The sequence below is a fragment of the uncultured Bacteroides sp. genome (genome assembly GCF_910585845.1).
Taxonomy (GTDB): Bacteria; Bacteroidota; Bacteroidia; order Bacteroidales; family Bacteroidaceae; genus Bacteroides.
Genome location: NZ_CAJUHF010000003.1, coordinates 1 through 17,666, shown reverse-complemented (window position 1 = coordinate 17,666; position 17,666 = coordinate 1). Strand labels below are relative to the sequence as shown.

17 protein-coding genes are annotated in these 17,666 nt (G+C 43.1%); 8 read left to right on the top strand and 9 right to left on the bottom strand.

Annotation, left to right across the window (positions count from 1 at the left end; genetic code table 11):
- Positions 1-12: 12 nt before the first annotated feature.
- The 7 genes from rhuM to QZ323_RS01440 form a co-directional block, all read right to left on the bottom strand.
- Positions 13-1,020 (bottom strand): RhuM family protein, encoded by a 1,008-nt coding sequence (rhuM, locus tag QZ323_RS01470; protein WP_294632227.1) that lies wholly within the window; start codon positions 1,018-1,020, stop codon positions 13-15.
- Positions 1,017-2,072 (bottom strand): CRISPR-associated protein Cas7, encoded by a 1,056-nt coding sequence (locus QZ323_RS01465; RefSeq protein WP_294632225.1) that lies wholly within the window; start codon positions 2,070-2,072, stop codon positions 1,017-1,019. The genes rhuM and QZ323_RS01465 overlap by 4 nt, the downstream gene beginning before the upstream one ends.
- A gap of 20 nt (positions 2,073-2,092) precedes the next feature.
- The gene (locus QZ323_RS01460) at positions 2,093-3,448 is read right to left on the bottom strand and encodes a hypothetical protein (protein ID WP_294632223.1); all 1,356 of its coding nucleotides are present in this window, start codon (positions 3,446-3,448) and stop codon (positions 2,093-2,095) included.
- 12 nt (positions 3,449-3,460) lie between these two features.
- Positions 3,461-5,599 carry a CRISPR-associated helicase Cas3' gene (gene cas3 / locus QZ323_RS01455; protein WP_294632222.1) on the bottom strand — a complete coding sequence of 713 codons (2,139 nt, stop codon included), beginning with the start codon at positions 5,597-5,599 and terminating at the stop codon, positions 3,461-3,463.
- On the bottom strand, positions 5,599-6,189 hold the full coding sequence (locus tag QZ323_RS01450; protein WP_294632221.1) for a hypothetical protein: 591 nt from the start codon (positions 6,187-6,189) through the stop codon (positions 5,599-5,601). Before QZ323_RS01450 ends, cas3 begins: the two co-directional genes overlap by 1 nt.
- A 7-nt stretch (positions 6,190-6,196) precedes the next feature.
- Complete coding sequence (gene cas6, locus QZ323_RS01445; RefSeq protein WP_294632219.1) at positions 6,197-6,952, bottom strand: CRISPR-associated endoribonuclease Cas6; 756 nt, start codon at positions 6,950-6,952, stop codon at positions 6,197-6,199.
- Between the two features lie 406 nt (positions 6,953-7,358).
- Positions 7,359-8,807 carry an rRNA cytosine-C5-methyltransferase gene (locus QZ323_RS01440; protein WP_294632218.1) on the bottom strand — a complete coding sequence of 483 codons (1,449 nt, stop codon included), beginning with the start codon at positions 8,805-8,807 and terminating at the stop codon, positions 7,359-7,361.
- Positions 8,808-9,682: 875 nt separating this feature from the next.
- Between QZ323_RS01440 and QZ323_RS01435 the strand changes: the two genes are divergently transcribed.
- The 6 genes from QZ323_RS01435 to QZ323_RS01410 all read left to right on the top strand — a co-directional run bounded on the left by QZ323_RS01435 (position 9,683) and on the right by QZ323_RS01410 (position 14,084).
- Positions 9,683-10,321, top strand: coding sequence for a DUF6249 domain-containing protein (locus QZ323_RS01435; RefSeq protein ID WP_294632216.1), 639 nt, complete (start codon positions 9,683-9,685; stop codon positions 10,319-10,321).
- The gene (locus QZ323_RS01430; RefSeq protein WP_294632214.1) at positions 10,318-10,866 is read left to right on the top strand and encodes a sigma-70 family RNA polymerase sigma factor; all 549 of its coding nucleotides are present in this window, start codon (positions 10,318-10,320) and stop codon (positions 10,864-10,866) included. Before QZ323_RS01435 ends, QZ323_RS01430 begins: the two co-directional genes overlap by 4 nt.
- Positions 10,850-11,179 (top strand): DUF5056 domain-containing protein, encoded by a 330-nt coding sequence (locus QZ323_RS01425; protein ID WP_294632212.1) that lies wholly within the window; start codon positions 10,850-10,852, stop codon positions 11,177-11,179. Before QZ323_RS01430 ends, QZ323_RS01425 begins: the two co-directional genes overlap by 17 nt.
- Before the next feature lie 154 nt (positions 11,180-11,333).
- On the top strand, positions 11,334-12,530 hold the full coding sequence (gene cls, locus QZ323_RS01420) for a cardiolipin synthase (RefSeq protein WP_294632355.1): 1,197 nt from the start codon (positions 11,334-11,336) through the stop codon (positions 12,528-12,530).
- Between the two features lie 109 nt (positions 12,531-12,639).
- Positions 12,640-13,434 (top strand): thymidylate synthase, encoded by a 795-nt coding sequence (locus tag QZ323_RS01415; protein WP_294632211.1) that lies wholly within the window; start codon positions 12,640-12,642, stop codon positions 13,432-13,434.
- 152 nt (positions 13,435-13,586) lie between these two features.
- Positions 13,587-14,084, top strand: a complete 498-nt coding sequence (locus tag QZ323_RS01410) for a dihydrofolate reductase (protein ID WP_294632209.1) — start codon at positions 13,587-13,589, stop codon at positions 14,082-14,084.
- Between the two features lie 3 nt (positions 14,085-14,087).
- Here QZ323_RS01410 and QZ323_RS01405 read toward each other — a convergent pair whose 3' ends face one another.
- Positions 14,088-14,564, bottom strand: a complete 477-nt coding sequence (locus QZ323_RS01405; RefSeq protein WP_294632207.1) for an Lrp/AsnC ligand binding domain-containing protein — start codon at positions 14,562-14,564, stop codon at positions 14,088-14,090.
- Positions 14,506-14,937, bottom strand: coding sequence for a hypothetical protein (locus QZ323_RS01400; RefSeq protein ID WP_294632205.1), 432 nt, complete (start codon positions 14,935-14,937; stop codon positions 14,506-14,508). The genes QZ323_RS01405 and QZ323_RS01400 overlap by 59 nt, the downstream gene beginning before the upstream one ends.
- A 53-nt stretch (positions 14,938-14,990) precedes the next feature.
- On the opposite strand from QZ323_RS01400, the gene QZ323_RS01395 reads away from it, so the two are divergent.
- Positions 14,991-16,268 (top strand): IgA Peptidase M64, encoded by a 1,278-nt coding sequence (locus QZ323_RS01395; RefSeq protein ID WP_294632203.1) that lies wholly within the window; start codon positions 14,991-14,993, stop codon positions 16,266-16,268.
- Between the two features lie 263 nt (positions 16,269-16,531).
- Positions 16,532-17,062, top strand: coding sequence for a GNAT family N-acetyltransferase (locus QZ323_RS01390; RefSeq protein WP_294632201.1), 531 nt, complete (start codon positions 16,532-16,534; stop codon positions 17,060-17,062).
- Positions 17,063-17,666: the final 604 nt, after the last annotated feature.

Here is a 17,666-nt window from a genome sequence, read left to right as displayed (position 1 = left end):
AATTCAGTACCACTATAGTTTCTCTTTCTTTATCTGTCTCTCCAAATCATCCAGCAAACGCAAGTCTTCCTCATCAGCAGCAAACGCATCCGCCTGTTTCCGTCTTGCATCAAACACTGCATAAATGTCCCTAACCTGATTTTCCATATCCTGATTGGATACCCTTCCACTACCGTTCAACACCTCCTTTCCATGAAAGGTAAGCAAAGCATCCACATTCTGCTGCCAATAACCAAGTGTCAGGTCTTTACGTTCCTTCACTCGTAGTTCCGCTGATTCCAAAAAAATAGTTGTCAGTCTATTCAATGTATCCAGTTCATCTTGAGTCAGATAATTTTTAGCAATAATAATATCCTGCTTCCTTACGATATTCCCTTTCCATGTTGTCAATCCCATGTTTGGCTTATCTGCATCAGCACGAACCACAATCAATTCTGCCGCTGTATGATGCGTGACAGCATAAAGCAATTTGTTTTGCGTCTCTGCAAAAAACATCTGTGTCGCCTTTTCACGCGCTTCATAGTCACTGCTCAACTTAAACAAGTCACGTAATTTCTGATAAAACCGTTTCTCCGAGGCACGAATGTCACGAATACGAGCCAGCAACTCATCAAAATAATCAGGCCGTCCATCAGGATTCTTCAAACGTTCATCATCCATCGTAAATCCTTTCACCAGATATTCCGAAAGATGTCTCGTTGCCCATTGACGGAACTGCACTCCACGCACTCCACGTACCCGGTAACCTATGGCAAGAATCATCTCCAATGAGTAGAATACCACATTATATTGTTTGCCATCAGCAGCAGTTGTCAAATAATTTTTGACAACTGAACTTTGTTCCAATTCATTCTCTTTCAAAATATTAATGATATGATAACTGATGCTTTGTTTGGAGGTTCCAAAAAGTTCAGCTATCTGTTGCTGGTTCAGCCAAATCTTTCCGTCTTTGGCATACAAGGCAACGGAGGATTTACCATCCATTGTCCTATAAATGATTATGTTGTTTTGTTCATTCATCTATTCAATTGATTTTCAAAATCATAAACATTCATCATATCTATTAATTTTTGTTCTGCACATCGTATTGCATCAGGAGAATCACATTCTGTCAAAACGTAAGCGGAACAAGCAGGAAGAACAAAAAGATTTGCACCAGCATTTTCATCAATAACAGGCGATGCTTTAGGACTTTCACCCGCATCTCTTAACTTGGCCCGAATAGAAGACGCCAACGTATTTGCATTATCACTTATAGCTATTGCCAACGTTTCCATCAAACTAAATGTACGAGCCTGATTAGATGTGATACGCCAGTTCAAAAGAGCATTAGCTAATACTGGTATGATTTTATCACGTTGTTCTTTAGGCATAACTAAACATTTGCCAAACACATTTTCACTTTCTATCCAATTTTGTTCTCTTAATTCTACAGCCACTTCATCTTTCACTTCTGGTTCAAAAGGATTCATAGATATGCAGAATAAAGTACGTAAATCTATAGCCACATCATAAACAAACAAACCTGTTGCACGCTTATTATAGGGAATCCATTTACGATATAAACTACGATCTGTTCCATCTAAAAGTTTTTTTATATCTTTTTCAGACATTTCTTGTCCGTTTTCATCCCGTACGATTACTTTATGATGTTGTGCCATATCAGAACGGTCAAATGATATGTTTTCATCAGGGACATTGGCTAAAAGAGGATGTAATGGACGCATAGCTGATATTGATAAAGGACTACGACGTTTACGAGTTCTTTCATCTCCTTTTTTAATAGAAAACATCCAGCCTCCTAATAATTGATCAGGATATCTCGGATCGCATAGAGAAAGGACTTCACCTTCTTTTGCATTTTTACCATTGAAAACAAACGTTGTTGGAGCAGGTAATACATTAAGTGTATCCATTAAGGATGTTAGTATTGACCGTTTAACCTGTTGTCCACTTGAATATGGAACTCGAACTCCAAACTGTGGATCATAATATGTCTTTTGTCCATCTTGTACGCAAAACACGGAAAAGTCAACGTGTTTCAAAACTCTTAAATAAATGTATGGATTCATATTCTTAAGATTTATAATGTTTACTTATTTAACGATGCGTAATTAAAACGAATTAAAGTGAGAAAATAGGAAATATTATCTGTTGGCATTAAATTTATCTCTTTTGCCATCGAAACATATTCATCCTTCTGCTTTGAAACCTCAACTATTTCTTTTAAAGCTGTTATGAATGTATTCTTATTTGTTGCATTAAGAACAGCCTCAACTTGATTTTGAGGTTTGGTAGTCGTTTTTTTTACGCTATTTACATATTGATGCAAAACTTTTGCAAATTCCTGGGATTTATCCCATAATTCTTGATTATTCAACATAGCTAATATCCAAATTTGATAAGTTTTATATGTTATTTCTAATTTTTCGTCATTTTTACATTTAAGCATCTTCACCTTATTTTTGCTACTTTTTACATAAATATAATCTTTTACACCTTTAGGTTCAAGTGCCTTTACTCCGATAACCCCTTGTTTACACGCTTCAGTAAAACCTAATGCAGTCCCGTAAAGTTCTTCCATAGAGTCGCAATCGCCAATTGTACCAAATAGCTTCTTATATAACTCTATTGGTCTACGAATCTCAGACAATAGAAAAGGGACAAATCCGTAAGTTCTATTTATTTTCCCAATATTATATAAATAGCCTATCATTTGTATGTTTTTATATTGACGAGATATACCAAACATCAATTTAGTCCATGTGATTGAGTCCACAATCATAATATCATCTTTAGAAGAATAAGGGGAGAAGCCCGCCATTTCATTTTTTTCCTGATATAAACGGGAATATTTATGAGACAGCCATTGTGCATTCCATGCATTTATCTGATTGCCTTTTAAATATGGATTTGAATCTAATGATTCCCGATAATATTTCCATCCATTGAATATATCCATTAATATTCTTATATCATTGAACAATATATTAATATCATCTTTTACTCCAAGTCCTAGTCCATGGCCTATCCATGATGCGAAAATAGCATTATCATCTAAATTAATTGCCATATTTGTCATTTGTCCAGAAGTTGTAGCCATAATATCTTGGGAAGAATAGCCAATAGTAGTACTTGCATCTGCACCTTTTTCTTCAACATCTTTCAGAAACTTCATATACCTCTGCTTTCTGATATTAGGAGTTTCATATTCAATTTTACCTTTTATCATCTCTTCCATTTTTCCACGAACTGGAACATTTCCTAGTTCAGAATCATTAAATGAATTTTGTAATGGAGAGTTTAATGCTGGTATCATCATATATTTAGGATGGTCAAAAAACAAAGGGTAAAATACCTCCATAAAGAAAGATTTAGCATCATATTCTGTGCCAAACTTTTCATTATATGCATTTATAAATAGTTTTCCAATATTTGATGTAATCATAATTTCTACTTTTTATAAAAATTCAAAAGACTTATAATTTCCAGGATTTGCATTATCCAACATTAATCCTATATCTTCATCATACGAAACATCAGGAATTATATATATTCCGTTTTTCTGACGTAAGTTCCGGTATGCAACGGATCTAAATCCTACAGGAATCTCAAACATAAGTTTATGTGATCGTTTTGACTGCATGTATTCAATCTCGTCACTTTCTGTTACACACACAACATTATCAATATCCAACACGTTCATCAATGCAGACTTTGCATTATGGTATAACTTCTTCAAACACCATTCACCATCAATAAATGCAACTCCAGAATAGTCAATATTACCTATTTCAACAGAAGGATAAACTTTATCTAATAAAGATTGTACCATTGCCTCCTCCAACACATCACCATCCGGTAATACATCATAACTGCGCTGTAATATATCAACATCATAAGGTAAAGCATCCAGCCGATTATCAGAGGGTGGTAAAACATATATAGGTTTCAATATTCCTATTGTCTCAGATGTTCTTTTACGGTTTATACGGCCAAAACGCTGTATCATTGCATCAATCGGTGCACATTCCGTAACCATTATATCAAAACTAATATCAAGGCTAACTTCCACCACTTGTGTTGCAACAACAATACAGCCACAAGACATATTATTATATTGCTCTTTCAGCAACATCTCCAACTGTTGTCTGTGCTGCCTTTTAAACCGGCTATGAATCAATAGATGAGGAACATCCGGATATTTTTCAGATAATTCAACATATAATTGCTGGGCTCTATTTACACGGTTGCATACTATTAATAATTTACAATGAGAGCTAACACTTTCATGTATGATATTCATCACATCTGTATGAGCACTTATCTTATAAATGATATGCCGATTGAATGTATGCAATACGTCCTCATCCAGTTTTACTTCATACACACTTTTGTCATTTCCTAATATCTGTATTATCTGTTGATAAAGTGCTGTAGGCATAGTTGCCGTACCTACATGTATCCGACAACCTATGTGCATCAAGATTTCAACCATCCTTAATACTATAGACTGCATGATGTTAGAATACGTATGTATTTCATCCAAAATAATGTCACACCCCTGCAAATCAATTTTAAGAGCCTCATATCCTTTTATTCCAAACACAAGACCTGTCAGCTGTTGTGGGGTCAATACTTTTACTGATGCCCCCAAATGCTTCTGAAGAATTGCCTCTTCAAAGTCTCCATCCTCTAATTTCAATATAGAAGTAGAATGTAGTAAAGAAACAACGGCATCTGTATTACTTAAATCATGACGAATCCTTTCATACATTGCATTTATAGACGCTTGGAAAGGAAGAACATAAAAGACTCGCCCATGACATCTTCTCAATAAGAAATCAGTTTTTCCTGCTCCTGTGGGTGCAGTAACTATCGTATGTGATCTACTGTCAGTTACTGATATATTCGATAATGGATATAATATATGTTGTCTATTGTAAAACGATAAATCAGGCACAATAAATAACTTAGAAAGAATATTATAAACAGACTTTTCTTCCATTGCAGATGCCAAATGGTCGGCAGCCATCAGTACCCCCTTCCAGTCAGACAGCCCATTTTCTATATTCTCACAATAATCAATAGCGTGTTCATAGTTTTCCCTTGCTTCTTCCAAAGAAATGAGATGTGTTTGGATTCCAAAACATTCTAAAATATTCAAAGCATCTCGACTCCATATCTCAAAACCAACACTATGAGAAGCAAAGCAATCTTCCATATTATCATATAAATCCAAAAATCCTCGTCCTTTCACATCAACTAAAGATTTATGATGTGCCACTATCATTTCTATAACAGCCGCTTTTTCATCGTCTTTAAATAAAGAGAGAAAAAACAAAGATGCAATTTCATGTCTGAAAACAAAGTTTGGAGGTAAACTTTCTCTATTAGTAGATAATGTCTGTTGAAATAACGGAGAGACCTTTCCTATATCATGCAAAATAGCCCCTTTGCGAGCAAGTGTGACTTCTTTTCCGATATTTCTGGCAATAACACAGATAGCCTCAGACACATCAAAAAGATGCTGTAATAAAGTTACACCACCTTGACTATCACCCTTTGCTAAAATATGTTCATAACCAATATTAATCATTACAAAACAGAATTACCATTATATTCTAACCAACCATACATTGGAGTAGCATTATCAAATCTATTATAACCAACTAAAAATGAATTCTCGGACTCTCCAAACCGCAATTCAAAACCATTTAAAGCATCAAACTCCTGTTCGGACAATGTTATCACATTTTCATCTGGTAACATTACATCCTCATTCCTACAAAGACAGATATGCTCTTTGCTTGCCTTTTCTGCATCTACCTTTTCTTTGAAAGCCAAATATAGAACAGGATTTATCATTACATTGCGTATTAAAATAGACCTTGTAATTTTTCCTTTGTCGAGTTTACCACGTACGTACAATCTTTTTCCTGGAAAATATTCCCAACCATGCGTTTGTGTCTGCTCCTGTTGACTATCCATTGAGTCATATTTTAATCTATGACGTATAATTTTCTTTATACAGCCATTAAATTCCAATAACTCAGGAAACAATTTCTTTTCAATTCCCTCAATAATGGATGGAGTTAAAAACTGTTGACTGAAAGTTTCACCATCACGAACAGCAGTCCACGGCTTGATGAAACCAAACTTTCCACTATATTTTACTACATAAATCATATATCATTTATTTTATCATCCCAAACCCCAAACTACATTTCTCACCCAGTCCGCCTTCGTACGCTATCCGCATCAGTTCCTCTGCCAAAGCAAGGCGGAACTTGTACTGATAGCCTTTTACGAAAGTCTGGCCGGGAGTACCTGCTTTTATCTTTACCAATACAGGCTTTGCTTTTTCCAACAACTGAAAGCCTATAGAAGCATCGCCTTCATAGTCATGTCCATATAATGCACGATACCTTGCCAACAAACCTATCAACAGACCGCTCGCATAATCAGAATCTTCAGGGGACAGATAATCGGCCTTACCCCACTCATTACGACGGGAGACACATACGGGAGACATTGTCTCGAACTCCATGACCGGAGCATACTTTAAAAGTGGCATCACTTGTACTTCGCGTATCGCAAAAGACACACCAGAAACGTGGTCGGATATTTCAATACGCTGGTCGTTGAAAACTCCCTGAATGAACTGTTGCGTACTCCTCTCAGGTAAGAAAGTGATGTGCCATCTTATGAAGTCCGAATGAATAATTAAACGTTGACGTTCTTTGTCAATTCCATAACGTGGTACAATTAATCGGGAAAAGGAGAACAACTTGAAACGTTTGTTCTCTGACATGAAACCATTATCATGCAGCCACTTGGCATATCCGGTATCTGCCTTTGCCAAAATTTTGTAAATGGTTGCCGAGAGTTCGTACTGATAATTGATGGGGATTTCCCGACCCTTCAATTGTGGTTGAAGTTCTAATAACAACTGAAACCTCATTACTGTTTTCAATTTATAAGTGAAACATTGTATGCACTAATTCACACAAGACTGATTATAAATCAAAAATAAAAGAAAATTAAAGAATTAAAGAATATATTCTTATGTTCTTAAACATAATTGCTTATTTAGTTCGCATATTTTTGTATACTATTAAAATACGAGTTAACAAGGATAAGAAGTAGAATAAACTATATTCTTATTGACACCATATCAACAAAACAAGGATAAAAAAGAACCTTGTACATTTATTCACTTGTTCACTGAAAGAAAGTTCAAGAACTTGCGAAACTTGAGTTTGTTTAATCTAAGTACTCAAAGAGAAAAAAAGTTCTCCACCCTTCCTCACGTTCACATCGCTAAACCTCAACTTCAGCATGTCCAAACCTAATGTTTAAACAAGAGGAAGTATCACCTCTTCCGGCAAATACCCGCTCCGTATCCTCCACTCCTGCGGATAGAGATTGTTCGCCCGGTTACCAATGTTTTTCACAAAGCCAAGGGGAACATCCTTGTAGGTAAGCAACACATAACCGCGGGGCGCAGCGGCGGAGAGTACAATAGCTTCTTTGCGCAGATAAGCAATCGCCTGCTCGTACGCCACTTCTTCGCGGGAGAAGGCATCGGTGCACAACAGGCAGCTCATGGCAAGGGCATGATGGGGTATCAGGTCCTTCCCTTTGGCTTCGGCAAGGGAGACGCCCGACTGAATGACGCGGAGGGATTGCTGCAAGGACGACAGTTCCGACAGATACGCCTTTGGGAAAGCGGTGACTGACGTACCGACGACGGAAAGCTCGTAATCGTCCGGCGAGAGAAGCCAGCGGCGGACAAATGCCAGTTGCTCTTTGGAGATGGCGGAAGCCTGTTTTTTCTTTCCGCAGGAGGTAGCCGACTTGCGGCGGGAAGGCTGAAAATTCTCTTCCAGCCCCTCTTCCTCCTGTTCCGGCTTGCGAAGCAGAGCAAGGAAAAAGCCTTCGCCCCGCGTGCGATGGGGCAGGAAGCGATAGACGGAGAAGTCCTCTCCGGCAAGCAAGTTTCCGGTGATGTTCCAGTCGGCAGGGATGTCCAGCGGAAGGATCTCCGCACCGAAAGTATCACGCATCCAGCGGATGTTCTCTTCATCTTCTTTTGTATTGTACGTGCACGTACTGTATACCAGCAGTCCGCCAGGCTTCAGGCAGGGCCAGATATCGGACAGGATGCGCCGTTGCCGTTGCCAGCAGACATCCACATTCTCCGGACTCCACTCGCTCACGGCTACGGGGTCTTTGCGGAACATGCCTTCGCCCGAACAGGGGACATCGGTCAGGATGACGTCGAAGAAACTTGTCAAAGGAGCGAAGTCTGCCGGATCGTTGTTGGTCACTACCACGTCGGGATGCCCCCACTTGGTTAGGTTCTCTGCCAATATCTGTGAACGGTTGCGGATCACTTCGTTGGCCACCAGGAGACTGCCTTCCGGCAAAAGGCTGCGGACGTGAGTGGATTTGCCTCCGGGCGCGGCGCAAAGGTCGAGCGCAACCACAGGGGCTGTACTCATATATTGCCTCAATGCCTGCTCCACAAACATGGAGGAGGCTTCTTGCACGTAGTAACAACCGGCATGAAACAGGGGGTCGAAGGTGAATGTCGGACGGCGGGAGAGGTAGAAGCCCGCGGAGGTCCAGGGCACACGGCAGGAGCCGTCGCCGGAAAGGGGGGATGAGGCTACGGGATACTTCGCCTCGTTCAGTCGGATGCTTACGGGCTGTTCAGCACTCAAGGCTTCGGACAACCGACCATACTCGGCATCGCCCAACAGGGAACGGGTATAGTCGACAAAAGATACGGGTAGTTCCATAGGATTACAAGTCGTTTGTTACGCTCGCAAAGGTAACACAAAAAGCCGATACACCGCCCTGTTGCCGGCAGGTAAAATCTTCATTTTGACATTTTGCACTTTCTGCGCGGCGAGAATGCGATATTTTCGACCGGAGGGAGGGAAGAACGAAAAGAAACGAAAGAAAATTCATATTTCACTGTCACGCAGAGTGATACATAAATCCATACATCTCTAATAATTGAAACAATGATGTTCCGTGCGGCAGAAAAGGGTGTCCGACGTTACATATATAAGCTCTTTCGGCTTACATATATTGATCCAACACGACAAACACGCCGAGTCACGACAGTAAACACGCCGAGTTATGACAACAAACACGCCGAGTTATGACGACAAACACGCCGAGTCACGACGGTAAACGCGCCGAGACATGACAGTAGATACGCTGAGACACGACGCTGGAATAGGGTTATAGTACATAAAAATACCATATTCCGGTCGTTTTATGCAAGAATCATGTATTTATATTCCGAAGAGGCAAACGACAGATTCCTATTTCGGTATGTACAAGAAAATGGCGTGTCAGCAGAAAGAACCTTTTTGTGACAGATATTTCTCCTTTTCTAAAACATAAGAACAAAAGGACAAAAGAAGGAAATCTAAATCGGCTCCTTTGCCCTTATGTCTTGTGGTCAAGAGAGTGGATCTGAACGGATAAAGGAACATGAATTACGTAAATTACACAAAAAAAGGCAAATAAAGAAATTGCCGATTAAATGCATTTTTTCTCCCTTCCCCTACATTTTCTCAAAAAAATATCGTCTCTTTGCAACCATTATCCCCATACGATACGTCTAACCCATAAAGAAACAAAAAAGAATAAATAACATTATATGATTATGAACCGGATAATTGTAGCCATTATCACTATCATGATGCTTTGCCCCTTGGCGCAAGCAAAGAACAGAACCGTTACGGAAAACGACAGTCAGGGAAACAAGAAACGCGTGATCGAACTGCTTGACACCGTCATCGACGGAAAAAGCGTGACCGACACACTTAGCGTCACGACCTACGAAGATAGCAGTCAGGACGCCGCGGACGACAAAGACGAACGAATCCACAACGACTTTGGCGGAAACTGGGACTGGAACTTGCTTGCAAGCAACCCCGAAACCATCATCGCCGTCACCGCCATCATCTTTGTCTTCGGTATGCCATTGCTGATCGTTTTCACCATCTTCTTCTTCAATTACAAGAAACGGAAAGCCCAATACCGCCTTGCCGAACAGGCATTGGCAAGTGGACAACCGCTACCCGAAGACTTCTTCCGAAGCATCAAAAGCGAGAAGGACATCCACACCAAAGGCATCAGCAATGTCTTTTGCGGCATCGGACTGTTCATCTTCCTCTGGGCCATCACCGAAGAATTCGGAGTAGCCTGCATCGGACTGCTGGTCATGTTCACCGGATTCGGACAACTGGTCATCTACTACACGCAGAATCCTAAAAAGCAGGACAAGGAGCAATGAGCCAAATGGGCGACATATCGTTAGTGACGCAAGTCGTTGTGTTCCGCAACACCAAAGCATTCGACCAGCTGGTCAGGAAATACCAGTCGCCCGTGCGGCGGTTCTTCCTCCACCTGACGTGCGGCGACAGCGAACTGAGCGACGACCTGGCACAGGACACCTTCATCAAGGCATACACCCATATAGCCTCGTTCAAGAACCTGTCCAGCTTCTCCACTTGGCTCTACCGTATTGCATATAACGTCTTTTATGACTATCTTCGCAACCGGAAAGAAACAGACGGCATAGACAACCGCGAAGTGGACGCCCAATGGAGCACCTCGCAGAACGACATAGGGAAACAGATGGACATCTACCGCGCACTTGCCACGCTGAAAGAAATGGAACGCACCTGTATCACGCTCTTCTATATGGAAGACTTGAGCATCGAAAAGATAGCAGGCATCACCGGATGCCCGGCGGGAACCGTAAAAAGCCACCTCTCGCGGGCGAAAGAAAAAATGGCTACTTACTTAAAACAAAACGGTTATGATGGAAACAACTGACGATAAACTCTTGCGGGAATTCTTCTCCGACCACCGGAAAGAGATAGCAGACAACGGCTTCAGCCGCCGTGTCATGCAACACCTGCCCGACCGGTATTACCGGATTTCACAACTGTGGAGCCTCTTCTGCTTCACACTCGCCATTGGGCTGTTCTTCTATCTCGACGGTCTGCAACTGGTGTTGGCCACCTTGCGTGAAGCCCTTGCCCACATGCTGGAAAGCGGGGCAACTGAAATGAACCCGAAGTCCATGATCATGGTCGTAATCGTATTGCTCTACTTCGGATACCGCAAAGTCTGCTCGCTCGTCTGACGGGCAGACTTTGCACGAACAAGAAATTATACCCGAACAATTTTTGAATTAGTACTTATCTTCGTATCTTTGCCCACTCGAAAAGAAAACTAAGTAAGCGAAGAAAGTTTTGAAAAGAGTTTTATTCACCATATTACTATCCACCTTATTCCATATAGGACACCTCCATGCACAAGCCGTAGCCGCCAGCGACTCGCTCGTCATGCAATATCTACAACAACAAGGCATCCCGGTGACCGGAAACAATCGGGTGGAACTCCTGATGAACGGCCGTGAGAAGTTCATCAGCCTCTTCGAAGAGATACGCCGTGCCCGGCATCACATCCATTTGGAATACTTCAACTTCCGCAACGACTCCATAGCCAACGCCCTGTTCGACCTGCTGGCAGAGAAAGTCAAGGAAGGTGTGGAAGTGCGCGCCCTGTTCGACGCCTTCGGCAACTGGTCGAACAACCAGCCGCTAAAGAAGAGGCATCTGAAAGCCATCCGCAGCAAAGGAATCGAAATCGTGAAGTTCGACCCGTTCACTTTCCCCTGGATAAACCACGCCATGCACCGCGACCACCGAAAAATCGTAGTCATCGACGGAAAGACGGGATATACCGGCGGCATGAACATAGCCGACTACTACATCAACGGACTGCCCAAGATAGGACAATGGCACGACATGCACATGCGCATCGAAGGAGACGCCGTCCGTTACCTGCAAGGCATCTTCCTCACCATGTGGAACCGGGAGACCAAACAACACATAGGCGGCCCCGCCTACTTCCCCGACATGCCGCAACTGCCCGACAGCATAGCCGAAGAGATAGCCATCGTGGACCGTACGCCACGCGAGACGCCACGCGCCATCAGCCATGTCTACGCCGCCGCCATCGAAGCCGCGCAGCACAACATACAGATCGTAAACCCTTACTTCGTCCCCACAAAGTCCATCCGGCAAGCCATCAAGTCGGCACTGAAGAAGGGCACGGAAGTAGAAATCATGATACCTTCCGTCTCGGACATACCTTTCACGCCGGAAGCCTCCTTCTACGTGGTCCACAAATTGATGAAGAAAGGGGCGAAAGTCTATCTCTTCAACGGAGGTTTCCACCACTCCAAGATCATGATGGTGGACAGGAACTTCTGCACCGTAGGTACCGCCAACCTGAACAGCCGCAGCCTGAGATATGACTACGAGACCAATGCATTCGTCTTCGATCCCGAAACCACCCACCGGCTGAACGAGATGTTCGAACGGGACAAGGCGAACAGCACCCTGCTCACTCCCGAAGTCTGGAAGAAACGTTCCAGCTGGAAGAAATTCGTAGGTTGGGTGGGCAACCTGATGACCCCGTTCCTCTAATTTCCGGCAGGGAATTACGGTTATCTGCCGAAGTTTGATTACCTTTGCTCAGGTTTCGCAAGCTTGACTTACGGAACCAAACCTTACATATAACTTGTAAACAGCAATCATGAAACAATATTTAGATTTACTCAACCGTGTACTGACCGAAGGCGTACCCAAAGAAGACCGCACCGGCACGGGCACTATCAGCGTATTCGGGCATCAGATGCGCTTCAACATGGACGACGGCTTCCCCTGCCTCACTACCAAAAAGTTGCACTTGAAATCCATCATATACGAACTCCTGTGGTTCCTAAAAGGTGACACGAACGCCAAATACCTGCAAGACCACGGCGTGCGCATCTGGAACGAATGGGCGGACGAAAACGGTGACTTGGGACATATCTACGGTTATCAGTGGCGTTCCTGGCCCGACTATAAGGGTGGATTCATCGACCAAATCAGCGAAGCCGTGGAGACCATCCGCCACAATCCGGACTCCCGCCGCATCATTGTCAGTGCCTGGAACGTAGCCGACCTCGACAACATGAACCTTCCTCCGTGTCATGCCTTCTTCCAGTTCTACGTTGCCAACGGCCGCCTGAGCCTGCAACTCTACCAGCGCAGTGCCGACATCTTCCTTGGCGTACCGTTCAACATCGCCTCCTATGCCTTGCTGCTGCAAATGATGGCGCAAGTCACGGGGCTCAAAGCCGGCGACTTCATCCATACGCTTGGTGATGCGCACATCTACCTGAATCACTTGGAGCAGGTGAAACTGCAACTCACCCGCGACCCGCGCCCGCTTCCGCAGATGAAAATCAATCCGGACGTAAAGAGCATCTTCGACTTCCAATACGAAGACTTTGAATTAGTGAATTACGACCCGCACCCGCACATCGCCGGAAAAGTATCGGTCTGAGAGAAATGGAAAATGGAAAATGGAAAGGGGAAAATGGAAAGGATATGGAAAGGAGGAAAAGAGTATCGGCTGATAACTCCCGAATAACGCCCTTTAACTCCCCAATACTTTCCAAATAACTCCCGAATAACTCCTTTAAAAAGACATCACACATGATTAGTATCATCGCCGCCGTAGCCCGTGACTCGGGTATCGGCTTTCAAAACAAACTTCTGTTTTGGCTACCCAATGACTTGAAGCGTTTCAAGGCATTGACCACAGGAAACACCATCATCATGGGAAGAAAGACGTTTGAGTCACTGCCCAAAGGTGCCTTGCCCAACCGGCGCAACATCGTCCTCTCTTCCAATCCCGCTACCCAATGCCCCGGAGCAGAACTCTTCCCTACCCTCGAAGCCGCCCTGCAAAGTTGCCGTAGCGACGAACAAGTCTACATCATTGGCGGTGCAAGCGTCTATCAGCAAGCCATGCCGATAGCCGACAGGCTCTGCCTGACGGAAATCGCTGCCGAAGCTCCCCAAGCAGATGCCTTTTTCCCCGCCGTAGACCTCGATGTATGGCACGAAAAAAGCAGGGAGCCTCATCCTGCCGATGAGAAACATCCCTGCCCTTATGCATTTGTGGACTATGTTCGTAAGTTAAGTAAGTAAGTTCTACTCTTCGTCCGCCTCCACCATGATCGGCATTTGCCGCTTGATGGCTTCGTGGAAAGAGATCAACGTCTCTGTGCGCGCCAATCCTAACGGCTGCAACTTATCATGGATGATACTCAGCAAGTGATGATTGTTGCGTGCATAGAGCTTGATAAACATATCATACTTTCCCGTCGTAAAATGACATTCCACAACTTCCGGAATAGCCTCAAGCGCCCTCGTCACAGAATCGAACGACTCAGGATCTTTCAGGTAAATACCAATATAGGCACAAGTCTCATAGCCTATCTTCTCCGGATCAATGACATATTCCGAACCTTTCAGAATACCTAAATTCGTAAGTTTCTGTATGCGTTGATGTATTGCGGCACCCGACACATTGCATGCCCTTGCCACTTCAAGGAAAGGTATACGCGCATTATCTGCTATCAATTTCAGAATCTGCTCGTCCAAAGTATCCAATTGATGATGTCCCATTTCTAAATTTATGATTAATAAAATAATAATAATCTCCTGCATTACCCAAGCCGGAAACAATCGCCCCTGTCTCAGGAGCATCTCTTGTTTCTTCTGCTTCCTTCCTGGGTTCTCTCAGACTTCTTCTTGAATTTCCGCCTGCCGCATCCCCTTCTACACTCACCCATCCACCTCGGCAACGCAACTGATGAAAGCAGAAAACAGCTTCAAAAAGAACTCCATAAGAAGAAAACCGAATAAAAACCAAGCCGACTCTTATACGATTAAGTGCAAAGTTACAGAATTTTTTCCCAATTAAAATACAATCTATTACTTTTCTTAGCAGAAAATGAATAAACCAGTACCCTCCTGTCTCTTTTTTCCATTCCCCCAAAGATATTGGAGATGAGTGGCAAAAATCGTATCTTTGTGAAAAATTTATATATTATGAAAAGATATTTTACATTCGCATTGTGCTTACTACTGGCAACGATAAGCCATGCACAAAACTACACCGAATATTTTGCAAACCAGACGCTACGTGTTGACTATATCTTTACGGGAGATGCTTCTCAGCAAAGTGTATGCCTGGACGGACTGTCCGTATTGCCATCATGGGCGGGAAGACGCCATCAACTGTCCGAACTGCCTTTGCAAGGCAACGGGCAAATCATCATGCGGGACGTGGAAAGCGGAAAAACAATCTACATGACCTCCTTCTCTTCCCTATTTCAGGAATGGCTGGAGACCGACGAGGCACAGACTGTCCGCAAAGGTTTCGAAAATACCTTCCTGCTGCCTTATCCGCTACGCCCCGCAGAAGTGGAAATCATCCTGCTGGATAGAAGAAAAGAGGTAAACGCCCGCCTGAAACACATTGTCCGTCCGAACGATATACTCATTCAGCAAAAGGGACAAGCCCACATCACTCCCCACAAGTATCTGCTGAAGAGTGGCGATGCGGATAAATGCATCGACGTAGCCATCCTTGCCGAAGGTTACACTCCCGAAGAAATGGATTTGTTCTATCAGGATGCGGAAGTTGCTACCGAAAGCCTGTTCTCCCACGACCCGTTCAAGAGCATGAAGAAACGTTTCAATATCGTAGCCGTCGCCGCTCCTTCCACCGACAGTGGTGTAAGCGTGCCGCGTTTGGGCGAATGGAAGCAGACTGCATTCAGTTCACATTTCAGTACCTTCTATTCCGACCGGTATCTGACCACGCGCAGCGTTAAATCCATCCACGATGCCTTGGCTGGAATACCTTACGAGCATATCATCATTCTCGCCAACACCGAAGAGTACGGCGGCGGCGGTATATACAATTCCTACACACTAACCACTGCCCACCATCCCCTGTTCCGCCCGGTAGTCGTGCATGAGTTCGGCCATAGCTTCGGTGGACTGGCGGACGAATATTTCTACGATAACGATATCGCAACAGACAGCTATCCGCTGGATATGGAACCTTGGGAACAGAACATCACCACCCGGATTGACTTTGCTTCCAAATGGGAAGACATGCTTGCCAAGGATACTCCCATTCCCACTCCCGTCAGCAAACAGGCACAATATCCCATCGGAGTATACGAAGGAGGCGGTTACTCAGCCAAGGGTGTCTTCCGCCCTGCCGATAATTGCCGCATGCGCACCAATGAGTATCCCGCATTTTGTCCGGTATGCCAGCGTGCCCTGCAGCGCCTGATTGATTTCTATACCAAATAACAGAAAAAGATACTATATATGGTTCATAGAAAATAGAGAATAAAGAATAAAGGGTAGAGAATAAAGGGTAGAGAATAAAGAATAGAAAATAAAGGTAGTGGAGTATGACGAATGAAGAATAGAGTATTTAATGATCAGTACTCCCATATCCTTATTCAAAATATCGTTCATTAGAGTTTATACGGAATAAGAAACAGGGTGATTGAGAATCAGCGTCCTAAAACCTTATTCGATATATTGTCAATTTAAAAAAAGAAATTATCATGATCAGTTTTCAACGCATCAGTACTGTTGACGAATCACTGTACAAGTATATGGAAAGTATGATAACATCTTCTTTCCCAACGGAAGAATACCGGCCGCTGGAAGAACTGCGCTTGTATACCGACAGCAAACCACACTTCCACAATAACATCATTTTTCACCACGATACGCCTATAGGCTGCATCACCTATTGGCATTTCGGCACCTTCTACTATGTAGAGCACTTTGCCATCGACCCTGCACTACGCAACGGTGGATATGGCAGAAGTGCTTTAGAACACTTATACCAACTCCTTAAAGCCCCCATCGTCCTCGAAGTGGAAATGCCTGAGAATGATATTGCACAACGGCGTATCAATTTCTACAAGCGCCAAGGTTTCGTGCTTTGGGACAAACCATATATGCAACCACCATACCGCCCCGGAAACGAATATCTCCCTCTCCTGCTCATGGTTCACGGAGACTTGAAATGTGATAGAGATTTCGAAACTGTGAAAGAACAGATATACCGGGAAGTATATAATGTATAAAAAAGCAGATCACAAAAATCCCTCTCATGGGATGGAATTATTCGTCTCATGGGACGAATAATTCCATCCCATGAGAGGGATTTTTTCAACTCACGAGACAAAAAGATTCATCTCACGAGACGATTTTTTCAGCTCACAAGGCGAAATTTCCCCCGCCTCATAAGGAACAATCCCATCTCACGAAATAAGATCATCCGCTCATTAGGAGAGAATATCATCCCTCCTACGAAACAATATCACTGCCAACTAAAACAATAATTCTTAATCTATAATCCGCAAATCGAAATGTTCGCGCATTTCAAAACGAAAAGTTCATTTCACAAAACGAAAGGTATAATTTAAAGCACTCTTTATTCCATTTCTACAAGGCATTTATAGGCTAAAAATAACAGAAAAATCACTTGCAAATATCAGCAAAAATTGCTATCTTTACATAGTTAAATTGAGGTCGTTTACCCTCAAATCAGTTCAGTTCTGTATACCCCTACCCTATCAATATTCTAAAAAAATCGACCGGCTTCGCCGGTATTTGAATACCTTTTAAACGGAATTCGGAAACCATCCGAATCCCGTTCTTTCGTTTTAGTCGCTTCGCTCCACGCTT

What these genes read in the sequence shown, in the direction of transcription:
- QZ323_RS01390 (WP_294632201.1), top strand. Translation starts at nt 16,532, where the DNA reads ATGATCAGTTTTCAACGCATCAGTACTGTTGACGAATCACTGTACAAG.
- QZ323_RS01395 (WP_294632203.1), top strand. Translation starts at nt 14,991, where the DNA reads ATGAAAAGATATTTTACATTCGCATTGTGCTTACTACTGGCAACGATA.
- rhuM (WP_294632227.1), bottom strand. Translation starts at nt 1,020, where the DNA reads ATGAATGAACAAAACAACATAATCATTTATAGGACAATGGATGGTAAA.
- QZ323_RS01435 (WP_294632216.1), top strand. Translation starts at nt 9,683, where the DNA reads ATGATTATGAACCGGATAATTGTAGCCATTATCACTATCATGATGCTT.
- QZ323_RS01405 (WP_294632207.1), bottom strand. Translation starts at nt 14,564, where the DNA reads ATGGGACATCATCAATTGGATACTTTGGACGAGCAGATTCTGAAATTG.
- cas3 (WP_294632222.1), bottom strand. Translation starts at nt 5,599, where the DNA reads ATGATTAATATTGGTTATGAACATATTTTAGCAAAGGGTGATAGTCAA.
- QZ323_RS01410 (WP_294632209.1), top strand. Translation starts at nt 13,587, where the DNA reads ATGATTAGTATCATCGCCGCCGTAGCCCGTGACTCGGGTATCGGCTTT.
- QZ323_RS01430 (WP_294632214.1), top strand. Translation starts at nt 10,318, where the DNA reads ATGAGCCAAATGGGCGACATATCGTTAGTGACGCAAGTCGTTGTGTTC.
- QZ323_RS01460 (WP_294632223.1), bottom strand. Translation starts at nt 3,448, where the DNA reads ATGATTACATCAAATATTGGAAAACTATTTATAAATGCATATAATGAA.
- QZ323_RS01415 (WP_294632211.1), top strand. Translation starts at nt 12,640, where the DNA reads ATGAAACAATATTTAGATTTACTCAACCGTGTACTGACCGAAGGCGTA.
- QZ323_RS01425 (WP_294632212.1), top strand. Translation starts at nt 10,850, where the DNA reads ATGATGGAAACAACTGACGATAAACTCTTGCGGGAATTCTTCTCCGAC.
- QZ323_RS01450 (WP_294632221.1), bottom strand. Translation starts at nt 6,189, where the DNA reads ATGATTTATGTAGTAAAATATAGTGGAAAGTTTGGTTTCATCAAGCCG.
- QZ323_RS01440 (WP_294632218.1), bottom strand. Translation starts at nt 8,807, where the DNA reads ATGGAACTACCCGTATCTTTTGTCGACTATACCCGTTCCCTGTTGGGC.
- QZ323_RS01465 (WP_294632225.1), bottom strand. Translation starts at nt 2,072, where the DNA reads ATGAATCCATACATTTATTTAAGAGTTTTGAAACACGTTGACTTTTCC.